We start from the raw sequence: 13,571 nt of genomic DNA, 5'->3' as shown, positions 1-13,571 counted from the left end.
GGATTACTTTTTTATTTGAAATTTCTTTAGGAAATATTATCGTTGTTATAGGAATGAGTGTTTTTTTGAGTTTGGTTATTTTTGGGATGATAGATAAAAAATTAAAAGAAATCGTTGTCAATCTGAACTTGTTTCAGATTCTCATAAAATATGCGATGTTGAAATGAATTCAACATGACAAAAATAGTCAAACTAAAAAAGCAAGCTCTTGTAGCTTGCTTTTTTGTTTTAGAAGCGATTAAAAACTCACTTTATCTTTTATATAATTTCCGTTTTGACAGAATTGTTTCAGTTCATTTTCGATGAAGATTTCAATGGCTTCCGCATCTTGCGCAGGATATAATAAATGTACATTTGCACCAGCATCTAAAGTGAAATACAAATGATTTCCTGTTTCACGACGGAATTCCCACAATTTTTCTAAAGCTGCAACTGTGTTTGGTTTCATCAAAATAAATGCAGGATTCGACATCATCATCATCGCGTGTAATGTCAACGCTTCGTGTTCTACCAATTCTCCAAATGTTTTGATATTGCCAGATTTTAAAATTGGCAATAATGCTTTCAAGTTTTCGTTTGCTTCCACAAAACGACATTCTGCGTATGGATGTCCATTCATCAAATTGTGTCCAACAGTAGAAGAAACCGATTTTTGACCTTCGTGAATCAATAAAATGGTATCATGAAAAGTTTTGAAAACATCATGAATTTCAGCATCAGGATATTTTGTTCCAAATAAATCTGAACTCCCTTCAATAAAATCATTTTCGCCCCATTCAACCAAACCTTTGTAAACCGAACGACAAGCACTTCCAGAGCCTAAACGAGCCAAGAAAGAAGCTTTTTTCAAAGCATCCTTTTCAGATAAATTAGCGCCAAGAATATTCTCAATTTGAACTAAACACAAAGCCATTGCCGACATTCCCGAAGCTGAAGAAGCAATTCCAGAACTATGTGGAAAAGAATTATGTGTGTGAACTTCAAATTTGAATTGATTCAAAAATGGAATATATGTTGTAATTCTTTCGAAAAAAGTAATGATTTTTGGAGCAAAACTTTCTTTCAATTCACCTTCCAAATAAACTTCAACTTCGAAAGTATCTGACGTTTTTGGCGAAAATTTTAATTCAGTTTCTGTGTAGCTATTTGTTAATGTGTAGCTGATAGAGCTATTTGTAGGGATTTGATTTTTCTTTTTTCCCCAATATTTTACCAACGCAATATTTGATGGACTTTTAGCAGAAACGCTTCCTGATTTTAATTCTGAAGCAGTTATTGAAAGTGTTGAAATGAATTGTTGTTCCATAAAACAAAAGTAAACTATTTTGTAGAATTCAGCTTTTGAAAGCGTTTATAATGATAATCAATTGCTTCTTTGATTGGAATAAATTCGTATTGAAGCAAGTTTTTAACTTTAGAATTGTCGTATTTGGTATAACTTGTTAACGAATAATAATTCGCTTTTGTCATATATTTTCCACCAAAAATTCGACTAAAAATAGATAGATTTTTAATGATTTTCAAGGTTGTATTCGAAACATTTTTAACTGAACGTTTGCTATTAATCGAAACAAAATCAAAAACTTCTCGGTAACTTTTATTTTCAGAAATTACCACAAATTTTTGATTGTAAACTTGTTGATTAATTAATTCTAAAAAAATCTTCACGACATCGCGAACATCAACAAAACCAGTTCCGCCCGAAGGAGCATAATCGCTTTTTGACGAATTTTGTTGAAACAAACTTTCGCTTGCACGTTTAGTATCCAATGTTCCGATGATTACACCAGGATTAACAATAATAACTTTAATCCCTTCTTGTGAAGCACGCCAAACTTCCATTTCTGCTCTAAATTTTGATATAGAATAAGAAGAATGTGTCAAGCTATTGTTCCAACCAGAACGTTCGTCAATCATTTTAGTTGCAGGATTCAAATCATCCATCGAAGCAATAGAACTGATGAAGAAAAATTCTTTCACGCCAGAATCAATCGCTTCATTTACCAAAGCTTCAGTTCCTAAAATATTTGTATTGAAAATTTCTTCTTCTTGACGTTCATCAAACGAAACAAAAGCCGCAGCGTGATAAATTGTTTCGATTCCGTCTAATAAATTTGGAAGTTCAGTAACATCCAACAAATCACCATCAATCCAATGAATAAATTGATAAAATTGCGAAGCATTTTGTTCCGCAAAAAAATTTTCGATGGTTGCTGTGTTAGATGTTTTTCGTTTTAAGGCACGAATAGGTTGTTGCTTTTTTGCCAATTCTACCAACAAATGCGCGCCAACCAAACCTGTTCCTCCCGTTACGAAAATCATACTGAATTATAAATATTTTTTTTTCCTGAACCAAAAGTAAATAAAAATTACCACTAATAACATGACAAGTAAACAAATTGGATAGCCTAATTTGTAATTTAACTCGGGCATGAAATCGAAATTCATTCCATAAATTCCAGCGATAAAAGTTAAGGGTAAGAAAAATGCAGAAAAAACGGTAAGCGTTTGCATGATTTCGTTAGATTTCTGTCCATTTAAGGAAAGATAAATTGTTAACAAACTTTGTACGTCATCTACAATTTGTGAATGCAAGTGTAACATTTTTACGTTTTCTTCGTACAAATCCTGTGATGAACTTGTCTTTTTGTTATCCGCTCGATATTCTTTCAGTGCTTCAAGTGTATAATCTAATATTTTTTTGCAAGCTGTGGCTTCTCGTTTGATTTTATATAAGGTAGGAAGTTTAATTTTTCTAAAATCATCTGTAAAAATCAAATGCTCGAGTTGATTGACTTCTTCGTCCATTTGATATGCTGGTTCTTCATACGTTTTGATGGTTTCGGAAATAATACGATACAAAATTCCTTTGATAATGATTTTAGAAGGATCAGTATTAGCTAAATATTTTTTCTGAATTTTTTCAAAAATATCCGTTTCCTTTTGATGAACAGTCACAATAAAATCTGCTCCGATGTAAATACTGATTTTGTGACTAAATTCTCGAACAGTGTTTTTCAACATACGGTGTTCTTTATCAAAAAAACGAATTAACAAAAACGAAACTTTTGAATCATCTGATTCATATTTAGGTAAATGTCCAGGCTCCAAACTATCTTCAATCGTTAATTTCTGAAAACAATATTTTGTAGCAATTTCATTTAACTCAATTTTTGTAGGATTTTGTAAATTAATCCATTTGAATTTTTCGTTCTCGAAAAGTGTTTGCATGTATTCCTTTTATTCAAATTTTAAATAAATATATCAAATAAGTTTTATTTTGACAGATCATTTATAATCAACTGAAAAATCATAACTTTGTATCTTGTAAAAATTAGATAAAAAATATATTAAAATACTATGAATCCATTAATTGAAGAATTGACTTGGAGAGGACTGGTTCACAATATTATGCCAGGGACAGAAGAACAACTAAATAAAGAAATGACTTCTGGTTATGTAGGTTTCGATCCTACAGCAGATTCTCTTCACGTGGGAAGTTTGGTTCCTATTTTCTTATTGGTTCATTTGCAACGTCACGGTCATCGTCCAATCGCCTTGGTTGGTGGTGCAACTGGTTTTATCGGTGATCCTACTGGTAAAGCGGCAGAGAGAAGTTTATTAGACGAAGAAACATTGAATAAATATGTTGCTGGAATTAAAGCACAATTATCTCGTTTCTTAGATTTTGATACGAATAATGGAAATTCAGCTTTATTGGTTAATAACTATGATTGGATGAAAGATTTTTCGTTCATCGATTTTGCACGTAATGTCGGAAAACACATTACTGTAAATTATATGATGGCGAAAGATTCTGTAAAATCTAGACTTTCTTCTGAATCGAATGTCGGAATGTCTTTCACAGAATTTACATATCAATTGATTCAAGGATACGATTATTTGCATTTGTACAAAGAATTAGGTGCAAAATTGCAAATGGGAGGTTCTGATCAATGGGGAAATATCACAACTGGAACAGAATTAATTCGTCGTACAGTACAAGGTGAAGCTTTTGCTTTTACATGTCCATTAACAACTAAAGCAGACGGAACTAAATTTGGAAAATCAGAAGGTGGTGAAAATATTTGGTTAGATAAAAACCGTACATCTCCTTATAAATTCTATCAATTTTGGTTAAATCAAGCGGATGCAGATGCTGAACGTTACATCAAAATTTATACTTTCTTAGAAAAAGAAGCAATTGATGATTTAATCGAGCGTCATCGTCAAGAGCCACATTTACGCGAATTACAACGTAAATTAGCAACTGAAATTACAATTTTAGTTCATGGTGTTGAAGAATTACGCAAAGCAGAAAAAGCATCTCAAGTTTTATTCGGAAAATCAACTTCAGAAGATTTGAAAGAATTAGATGGAGATACTTTCTTATCAGTTTTCGAAGGTGTGCCTCAAGCAACAGTTGCAAAAGCTGACATAGAAGCTGGTTTGGATATTGTAACTGCTTTAGCTGAAAAATCTGGTTTCTTAAAATCAAATTCAGAAGCGCGTCGTGAATTGAAAGCAAACGCAATTTCTGTAAACAAAGAAAAAGTAGCGGAAGAATTTGTGTTAACAACAGAAAATTTGATCGCAGATAAATACGTTTTATTACAAAAAGGTAAAAAGAATTATTTCATCTTAATCGTTGAATAATTTTTTAGATAAAACATTTCCAAAATAGAAAGCAAGCTGAATTAAGCTTGCTTTTTTATTTTGAATGTTTTGCTCGTTGCGTCGTTGTTATTTGATAAAACAAGTTTATCTTAGTCATTATCAAAAATTAACACATGAAACAACTTTCATTTTTTTCTCTATTAGCCACACTTGCGGTTTCCAATTTTGTTTCTGCTCAAAATAGTTTTATTCCTCAACCTCAACAATTAGAATTGAAGAAAGGAACTTTTGTTTTAGGAAATAAAATCACGATTAATCCAGATCCAAATTTTCCTGAAATAGATTATTTGATGAAACAATTCAAATCAATTTCGGGAAAAAATCTAACGAAAACTACTTCTAACAATTTCGATAATACAATTAATATAATTTACTTAGCTGGACCAGAAAACCGTAGTGAAGAATATTATGAATTGGATATTAATCAAAATGGAATATCGATTGCTGCGCCTACAAATCGAGGGATTTTTCTCGGAATACAAACGCTTTTACAATTAATCGAAGAACATAAAAAAGATCTCAAATTACCTTATCTCAAAATAAAAGATGAACCAAAATTTGCGTATCGCGGAATGCATTTAGATGTTTGTCGTCATTTTTTTACGGTTGATGAGGTTAAGAATTATTTGGATTATTTGGCGGTTTACAAATACAATAAATTTCATTGGCATTTGACTGATGATCAAGGTTGGCGAATTGAAATCAAGAAATATCCGAAGTTAACAGAAGTTGGGGCTTGGCGAAACGGATCGCAGGTTGGTGCGTATTCGGATATGAAATTTGATGATAAAAAATATGGTGGATTTTACACGCAAGAGCAGATAAAAGAGGTGGTGGCTTATGCGGCTAAATTGCATATAGATGTTATCCCAGAAATCGAAATGCCAGGTCATGCGCAGGCTGCGTTGGCGGCTTATCCTAATTTAGGTTGTACAGATGAGAAGTTGGAAGTGTGGAAAACGTGGGGAGTTTCGGAAGATATTTTTTGTCCAAAAGAAGAAACTTTTCAGTTTTTGCAAGATGTAATGGATGAGGTAATTCCGCTTTTTCCTTACGAATATGTGCATATTGGAGGTGACGAAGCACCAAAAAAACGCTGGAAAGAAAGTGCTTTTGTGCAAGATTTGATGAAAAAACTGAATATCAAAGATGAGTTGCATATGCAAAGTTATTTCATCACAAGAATGGAAAAATACATCAATAGTAAAGGGAAGCAAATTATTGGTTGGGATGAAATCCTTGAAGGAGGTTTAGCACCAAATGCAACGGTGATGAGTTGGACAGGAATTGAAGGGGGAATTCATGCAGCGAAAACAAAACACAAGGCAATTATGACGCCAACTTCTACCAATTATTTTGATTATTATCAAGGAAATCCTGAAACTGAACCTTTGTCTATTGGTGGAAATTTACGCTTGCAAAAAGTGTATGCCTATAATCCTATTCCGAAAGAATTGACGGAAGAAGAAGCAAAGTATATTTGGGGAACGCAAGGGAATTTGTGGACAGAATATATTTTAGATTTTCCGCATATTCAACATATGATTTTTCCACGTATGATGGCACTTTCTGAAGTTGCTTGGGGAACTTCAAAACCTGATGAATACAAGAATTTTGAGAATCGTGTAATTCGTCATTTTGCGATTTTAGATGAAAAAGGAATCAAACATAGTACGGCAATTTATGAAGTGGATGGAAAGGCTTCTGTTGAGCAAAATGGAAAGATAAAATATGAGTTGAGTTCGGCGAATGAACCTTCAAGAATTCGTTTTACAACAGATGGTTCAGAGCCAACTATTAATTCGAATGTGTATCAAAAACCGTTAGAAATTACGAAATCTCAAACTGTAAAATCGGCTTATTTTGAAGATGGAAAAAAAGTAAGCGCAACAACTTCTCAGGATTTTGTAATTACGAAATCGACTGCTAAAAAAATTACATTAGAACATCAACCTGCTGAGGCATATTCGGTTGGTGGAGCATCTACTTTGGTGGATGGAATAAAAGGAAGTCTTAAAAATCATGGTAAATCGTGGTTAGGTTTTTCTGGAAAAGATGTGATTGCAACAATAGATTTCGGAACTAAAATGGAGTTTTCTACTATTCAATTTTCTACCTTAGATCGCAAAGGAAGTTGGATTTATCTTCCGAAATCTGTTAAAGTGTTGATTTCGGATAATGGAAAAGATTTTAAAGAAATTAAAACTATTTCATCTTCTGAAATCGAAAAATCAAATGGTATAATGAAGATTGATTTACAAAAACAACAAGCCAAATATCTTAAGCTTGTGATTGAAAATTTAGGAATAATTCCAGATGGACAAGCTGGTGCAGGAAATAAGGCATGGTTATTTATTGATGAAATTTCGGTTGAATAAACACAAAAATAGTCAAACCAAAAAGCAAGCTCTTGTAGCTTGCTTTTTGGTTTGACTATTTTTTATCTCAATTCTGAAAGATAATCTTTAATTGCTCCAGAAAGATTTCCATTCGAATTTTCTAAAACACGTAAAAAAGCACTTCCGATAATTGCTCCATCTGCGTAATTCCAAGCTTTTTCTACATCAGCTTTTGTCGAAATTCCAAATCCTATTTGATGTGGTTTTGTTAAACCTAAATTTTTAACATTTGACAAAAAATCTTCATTATAATTAGATTGTGTAGCACCAGTTGTAGCTGAACTCGAAACGATATAAACAAATCCAGAAGTTGCATCATTAATCTCTTTAATGCGTTTTTCTGTTGTTAAAGGTGTAATTAAAAATGTAATTTTTTGATCGTATTTCTCAAATAATTCTTTGTGTTGCGTCAAGTAAATTTCGTACGGCATATCAGGTAAAATCAAGCCTGAAACTCCACTTTCTTGACAATTTTGTAAGAATTTTTCTAATCCGAATGTCATTACTTGGTTGTAATAACCCATCAAAACAATCGGCGCAGAAATTTCATTTTGAACTGATTTTAATTGCTCAAACAAAATATCCAATGTCATTCCATTTGCTAACGCTTTTTCACTTGTAGCTTGTATTGTTGGACCATCAGCTAAAGGATCAGAATATGGAATACCGACTTCGATAATGTCAACATTGTTTTGATCTAATTCTTTTAAAATAACAGGGGTATCCGATAAATTCGGATACCCAGCTGTTGTGTATATTGTAATGAGGTTTTTATTTTTTTGACTAAATAATTGCTCTAATTTGTTCATTTTTATTTTGCTTGTTTTAATAAGATTGTATAGACTGGAAAGTGGTCAGAATAACCGTTTGCACGATAAGTATCGCCACTCCACATACGGTTAGGGAATCCTTTATATGCACCTTCTGTAGCTTTTAAATAATCTTTGTTATAAATTTCAGTTTTGAAGATTTTATACGTTGAATAATCTTTATTTTTTGTAACCAATGATGAAGTCGAGATAAATTGATCAAATAGATTCCAAGCATCACGATAAGCTAAAGTACCAACACCTTTTTTGTATAAAGGTAACATAGGGTCGTAATATCCGTTATCCGAAACTTTAGCAATTTCTCCAGCCGGATCAAATGTATTTTTAATACTTGGAGAAATAGGATCATCATTAAAATCACCCATTGCAATTACTTTTGCATTTGGATTTTTAGATTTTAACTCATCAAAAATTCCTTTCATAACTTTTGCTGCTTCCATACGAGCTGGCATCGAAACTTTTTCTCCTCCACTACGAGAAGGCCAGTGATTCACTAAAAAAGTGATTTCTTCACCGTCTAATAAACCTGTAACTTGTAGAATGTCACGTGTATATTTTCGTTTACCTTCAGCATCATAATTGAAAATAGGATGAGGTCTTGCATCAATTACTTTGAAACGAGATTTTTGATACAATAAACCTGTATCAACTCCACGTGCATCAAATGAATTGAAATGAACAACACCATAATCGTATTTTTTTAAAGCAGAGCTTTTTGCTAAATCTTCTAAAGTTTCTCTTGTCTCGATCTCACAAATACCAACGATTACTGGAGCAGAACCTGTAACATCTGCGCCTAATTCGCTAATAACTTTTGAAATATTATTGACTTTCTGGAAATACTTTTCTGTATTCCATCTTTTATTTCCGTTTGGTAAAAATTCTTCTTGAAGAATTAATGGGCGGATAATTTTCTTTCCTTTTATATTTTCGTACGTATAACTTTGTTTGAATTCTTCTGTTTCGTACTTCGAAATGTCAGATTCTGCAATCTGAATGTGGTAATTTTTGTCATTAAAAGGTAAAGTTCCATTTACATATCCAACTGATTTTATGGTGTCAAAAAGATTCTCGACATTGTAAAACGCTACAGTTGCACTTGAATATTTGCTTTGAGCTTTAACATTTAACGTTAAGAATAAATTAAAAATTATTAATAAAGTTAAAGATTTATTAATTTTAAACATATGTTATTAATTATGAATTTACTAAATTTGTTGTCCTATTTTTTCTGATGAAGGAAATAAATAGCTAATTTATAAATAAAAATTCGTTTGAATGAACAAATTATTGTTAAGTCTTTCAGTCTTTGCAGCAACTGTCGCTATGGCGCAGGCGCAAACAAAGGTTACTGGGGTAGCAAAAAATGCTGCTACAGGTGAAGAGGTTTATAACCTCACTGTACGTTTGGACGGAGGAGCAGTAAGCGATGCTGCTATCACCGATCGTATAGGATATTTTCAGTTTGTAGATATTCCGGATGGAACGTACAAATTACAAGTTTATGGCGTGGGCTATGACCCATATGAAAAAGAAATCACAGTAGCAGGGCAAAAAGAGCTTGACTTAGGTGATATTAAATTAACATTTAATCCAAATACAGCAGAAGTTGGAATTATTACATTAACAGATGATGAATTATCTGATGATGAAAGTTCGACAGCTTCAAATTCAGGACTTTTACAATCTTCACGCGATGTTTTTGCTCGCGTTTCTGCGTACGAATTAGGTTCGTATTGGTTTAAACCAAGAGGTTTAGACAACAAATATAATGATGTATTATTCAATGGAGTTCGTATGAACAAAATGGATAATGGTCGTGCAACTTTTAACAACTGGGGAGGTTTGAATGATGTAACTCGTCGTCCAGATGAGTTAACATACGGAATTGAACCTTCTAATTATGCTTTTGGTGATTTAGGTGGAGTTACAAATTTTGATACTCGACCTTCAACAATGCGTAAGGGAGTAAGTTTGGCTTATTCTAGTACAAATCGTTCATACAGAAACCGTGTAATGGCTACATATAATACGGGATTGATGGATAATGGTTGGGCGTTTATGGTTTCTGGAAGTAGACGTTGGGCAGAAGAAGGTATTATAGAAGGTACTTTTTATGATGCATACGCTTACTACTTAGGAGTTGAGAAAAAGTTTAATGAAAAACATACCTTAAACTTTACAAGTTTTGGTGCGCCAACTCGTCGTTCTACAGGTTCACCTAATACACAAGAAGTTGTGGATATGATGGGGATTTATTACAATTCTTATTGGGGATGGCAAGATGGTGAAAAACGTAATGAGCGTGTAAAGAAAACATTCGAGCCTATTAATATGTTGACGCATCATTGGAATATTAACAATAAATCAAAATTAACAACAACAGTTTCTTATCAATTTGGTAAAGAAAGTAGTTCTCGTTTAGATTGGTTTGCAGGAAATAATCCTTCTCCAGTTTACTATCGTAATTTACCATCTTATTTTGCATATAGTGGAGCAAGTCAAAGTGCTATAAACAATCAAACTGAATTATGGAGAAGTGGCCAAATTTCTCAAATAGATTGGACAAGTTTATATGAAGCTAATATTAACAATGCTGGGAGATCTGTTTATTGGTTGACTGCAGATGTTAACGAAGATAAAACAGCAACTGCTTATACGAATTTTCAGACAGAGTTAGCGCCTAACATAGATTTAACAATTGCAGCATCTTATCAAAATACGAAATCTCAACTATATCGTGAAATACAAGATTTATTAGGTGGACAATATGTTGAGAATAAAGATAACTTTACTCATGCTAGATTTAACATTTTAGATCCTGACTATCAGCCAACAAAAGGACAGCGTCAAGGATATAATTATGAAATTAATCGTGATTATGCAGATTTATTCATGCAATCTAAAATAAAAGGAAAATTTTTAGACGTAACAATTGGTATGAAAGCTGCTTTGACTAAGTTTTATCGTGAAGGTAAATGGATGCACGAATCTTATCAGACTACTTCTTATGGAAAAAGTAAAACTTACGATTTCTTAGATTTTGGAGTGAAATCTAATTTCTTAGTAAAATTAGATGGTCGTAATTTTATTCAGGCAAATGTTATGTATCAAACAGAAGCACCAACTTCTGATGAGATTTTTCCAAATGCTCGTGTAACGAATGTAACTGTTGATGGTGTTGAGAGTGCAAAAATATTCTCAAGTGATTTATCATATATTTTAAGAGCTCCACGTATTAAAGCGCGTGCTACGGCATTTTATACAAGAACAAAAGACGAAATTGAAAAAGCTTTTGGTTATATCGACGGAGCAAATGATCAAGTATTCGTTTCAGAAGTAATGACAGGTGTTGGAAAAGAATATTTAGGAACAGAATTAGCAATTGAAGCTCAGGTTTTACCTGTTTTAACTCTTTCAGCTGTAGCTTCTATCGGTCAATATTTATATAAAGATAATCCAAACTATAATTTATATTCAGATGATTACAGTAATGATGCTTTACCTTATAGAAATTTTGGGACTGCATATCTTAAAAACTATAAAGTAGGAAGTGGACCTCAGTCTGGTTTTACTTTAAGTGCAGAATACCGTGATCCTAAATTTTGGTGGATTGGAGCTTCAGGAAACTTATTAGCTAACAATTATATTGATCCAGCCGCATATAGAAGAACTGTAAACTTTTTTACAAAAAGTGAGGCTGAAGGAGGAGAATTATTAGACGTAAACAATGAAGATTTAAAAAAGATTTTAAAACAAGAAAAGTTAAGTAACGAAATCATGTTAAATATTAACATGGGAAAAACATTTCGTATAGGGAAATATTCTGCAGGTATTTCAGGAACTATTAATAACGTGTTGAATAATAAAAACTACGTTACTGGAGGTTTTGAGCAATTAAGAATTGGTAACTACGAGAAAGCGATTGATACAAATTATAGAACTTTATTTGGTCCAAAGATGTTTTATGGAATGGGAACAACTTATTTCGCAAACATTTATTTCAGATTTTAATTTATTAACAACGAATACAATTTAAAATGAATACAATATCAAAATTAACAATAGCAAGTCTTTTGAGCTTAGGCTTATTTATAACTCAATCTTGTGTACAAGATGATGATTATGCAACTCCGCCAATCGATTGTGCTGATAAATTAACAGCAAATATTACAATAGCTGATTTAACAACTAAAGTAACTTCTGGGCAGATAAAACTTGATTCAAATGGAGCAATAGCAGAGGATCTTGTAATGGACGCTTATGTAATTTCAAGTGACGAAACAGGAAATTTTTATAAAACAATTTCATTACAAGATAAAGTAGAAAACCCAACATCAGGTATTCAGATTGAAATTGATGGATCTAATCTATACACAAGCTATCCTTTAGGAGCGAGAATCCAAATTAGATTGAAAGGTTTAGTTGTAGCGAAAGATAGAGGAATTATGAAAATAGGATCTGTTGACCCGCAATATGCAGTTGGTCGTATACCTTCTATAAATATGAAGAAATATATGATCAAAACATGTGACCCTGTAAAAACAATTACTCCAAAAGTATTTAATAGTTTGTCGGAAGCTTTAAATGCTGGGAATTTGAATACATTGGTAACAATAAAAAATATTCAGTTTCAATCTCCAGATACAGATAAAACTTATGGAGTGGAAGCTACAACTGTTAATCGTGTATTAGTAGATAAAACAGGTAAAACAGTTGACTTACGTAATTCTGGATATGCTAAATGGTACAATGAAGAATTACCTAAAGGTAGTGGAGAGATTACTGTAGTTGTTAGTATTTACAATTCAACTTACCAAGTTTATATCCGCGATACAAAAGATGTAAAATTCGATCAACCTCGTTTTGATGTAGGTGGAGGCCAAAATCCAGGTGGAGGAAATAATACAGAAGCAACTAATTTATTGTTCAAAGGTTCTGATTTCAATGTTTGGGCTGACTTTTTATCTTCTATTAACTCTTTTGGCTTAGTGAAAGATACCTATGCAACTAGCGGAGTTGGTGTTGGTAGAGATAACACAAATGCATTACTTTTAAAAGGAACACCAAAAGCTAATGATTACGTATTTACAACTATTGTAAATAATACAATTCCTGCAACTCCAAAGAAAATTACATTTTATGTAAAAGGAACATCTGGGAAATCATTGTCACTAAATGTGTATAAATCTGATAAAAAATACGTAGTATATAATGTAGGAGATTTATCGAATGCAAATGTATCTTTATCACCAATTGATGCAAATCAATATACAGGTAAAATTGATACTAAAGGCGAATGGGTTCTTGTTACTCTAAATATTGAAGGAGTAGATATTCAAAAAACTGCTGGTGAAAATATTTTTGCACTAAAAGTAGGAAAAGATGAAGCTTATGATTTAGTTATCGATAATATCAAAATTGACTAATTAATCAGTTTAAATATTATAATAATTAAGGCAACCAATTGGTTGCCTTTTTTTGTTTTTATTAGGTTAATAAACTCCTAAATATTCTTCATTTTTTAACGTGATTTCACATTCTGAAATGTATAAAATTCAAATAAAAATTATCTGTTAATGAGTATTGATTTTATTTAATTCAAAAAATATTAACATAAAATCGATTTTAATTTTATTAAAAAAAGTTAAAAAAAGATTTATTA

General features: G+C 32.1%; 9 protein-coding genes. 4 read left to right on the top strand and 5 right to left on the bottom strand.

From position 1 onward, the window contains the following. Positions 1-238 precede the first annotated feature (238 nt). From N5D90_RS10065 to N5D90_RS10055, 3 genes are read right to left on the bottom strand one after another with little or no spacing between them, the layout of a single operon-like run. A complete protein-coding gene (locus tag N5D90_RS10065) occupies positions 239-1,306 on the bottom strand; it encodes a diphosphomevalonate/mevalonate 3,5-bisphosphate decarboxylase family protein (protein WP_280062364.1) in 1,068 nt (355 codons plus the stop codon). A 14-nt stretch (positions 1,307-1,320) separates the two neighbouring features. Next, the gene (locus tag N5D90_RS10060) at positions 1,321-2,322 is read right to left on the bottom strand and encodes an NAD-dependent epimerase/dehydratase family protein (RefSeq protein ID WP_280062363.1); all 1,002 of its coding nucleotides are present in this window, start codon (positions 2,320-2,322) and stop codon (positions 1,321-1,323) included. A gap of 6 nt (positions 2,323-2,328) precedes the next feature. Continuing rightward, on the bottom strand, positions 2,329-3,231 hold the full coding sequence (locus N5D90_RS10055; protein WP_280050043.1) for a CorA family divalent cation transporter: 903 nt from the start codon (positions 3,229-3,231) through the stop codon (positions 2,329-2,331). A 129-nt stretch (positions 3,232-3,360) separates the two neighbouring features. Here N5D90_RS10055 and tyrS point away from each other — a divergent pair, with 129 nt between their 5' ends. Together tyrS and N5D90_RS10045 are read left to right on the top strand one after the other, a co-directional pair. Continuing rightward, positions 3,361-4,656, top strand: coding sequence for a tyrosine--tRNA ligase (tyrS, locus tag N5D90_RS10050; protein WP_280062362.1), 1,296 nt, complete (start codon positions 3,361-3,363; stop codon positions 4,654-4,656). Between the two features lie 134 nt (positions 4,657-4,790). Next, on the top strand, positions 4,791-7,055 hold the full coding sequence (locus N5D90_RS10045; RefSeq protein ID WP_280062361.1) for a family 20 glycosylhydrolase: 2,265 nt from the start codon (positions 4,791-4,793) through the stop codon (positions 7,053-7,055). 62 nt (positions 7,056-7,117) lie between these two features. On the opposite strand, the gene trpA is transcribed toward N5D90_RS10045, so the two are convergent. Continuing rightward, complete coding sequence (gene trpA, locus N5D90_RS10040; RefSeq protein WP_280062360.1) at positions 7,118-7,885, bottom strand: tryptophan synthase subunit alpha; 768 nt, start codon at positions 7,883-7,885, stop codon at positions 7,118-7,120. A gap of 2 nt (positions 7,886-7,887) precedes the next feature. Then, positions 7,888-9,093: an endonuclease gene (locus N5D90_RS10035; RefSeq protein WP_280050609.1), complete on the bottom strand. Its 1,206-nt coding sequence runs from the start codon at positions 9,091-9,093 to the stop codon at positions 7,888-7,890. A gap of 91 nt (positions 9,094-9,184) precedes the next feature. Here N5D90_RS10035 and N5D90_RS10030 point away from each other — a divergent pair, with 91 nt between their 5' ends. Next, positions 9,185-11,920, top strand: coding sequence for a carboxypeptidase regulatory-like domain-containing protein (locus tag N5D90_RS10030; RefSeq protein WP_280062359.1), 2,736 nt, complete (start codon positions 9,185-9,187; stop codon positions 11,918-11,920). Between the two features lie 26 nt (positions 11,921-11,946). Continuing rightward, positions 11,947-13,335, top strand: a complete 1,389-nt coding sequence (locus N5D90_RS10025) for a DUF5689 domain-containing protein (protein ID WP_038337143.1) — start codon at positions 11,947-11,949, stop codon at positions 13,333-13,335. The last annotated feature ends 236 nt before the right edge of the window (positions 13,336-13,571 follow it).

Source organism: Empedobacter sp. GD03797, assembly GCF_029842105.1.
GTDB lineage: Bacteria > Bacteroidota > Bacteroidia > Flavobacteriales > Weeksellaceae > Empedobacter > Empedobacter falsenii_C.
This window is presented reverse-complemented; position numbering and strand designations above follow the sequence as displayed.

Excerpts from the sequence above, each read along its gene's own strand:
- N5D90_RS10065 (WP_280062364.1), bottom strand. The coding sequence starts at position 1,306 with ATGGAACAACAATTCATTTCAACACTTTCAATAACTGCTTCAGAATTA.
- N5D90_RS10060 (WP_280062363.1), bottom strand. The coding sequence starts at position 2,322 with ATGATTTTCGTAACGGGAGGAACAGGTTTGGTTGGCGCGCATTTGTTG.
- N5D90_RS10055 (WP_280050043.1), bottom strand. The coding sequence starts at position 3,231 with ATGCAAACACTTTTCGAGAACGAAAAATTCAAATGGATTAATTTACAA.
- tyrS (WP_280062362.1), top strand. The coding sequence starts at position 3,361 with ATGAATCCATTAATTGAAGAATTGACTTGGAGAGGACTGGTTCACAAT.
- N5D90_RS10045 (WP_280062361.1), top strand. The coding sequence starts at position 4,791 with ATGAAACAACTTTCATTTTTTTCTCTATTAGCCACACTTGCGGTTTCC.
- trpA (WP_280062360.1), bottom strand. The coding sequence starts at position 7,885 with ATGAACAAATTAGAGCAATTATTTAGTCAAAAAAATAAAAACCTCATT.
- N5D90_RS10035 (WP_280050609.1), bottom strand. The coding sequence starts at position 9,093 with ATGTTTAAAATTAATAAATCTTTAACTTTATTAATAATTTTTAATTTA.
- N5D90_RS10030 (WP_280062359.1), top strand. The coding sequence starts at position 9,185 with ATGAACAAATTATTGTTAAGTCTTTCAGTCTTTGCAGCAACTGTCGCT.
- N5D90_RS10025 (WP_038337143.1), top strand. The coding sequence starts at position 11,947 with ATGAATACAATATCAAAATTAACAATAGCAAGTCTTTTGAGCTTAGGC.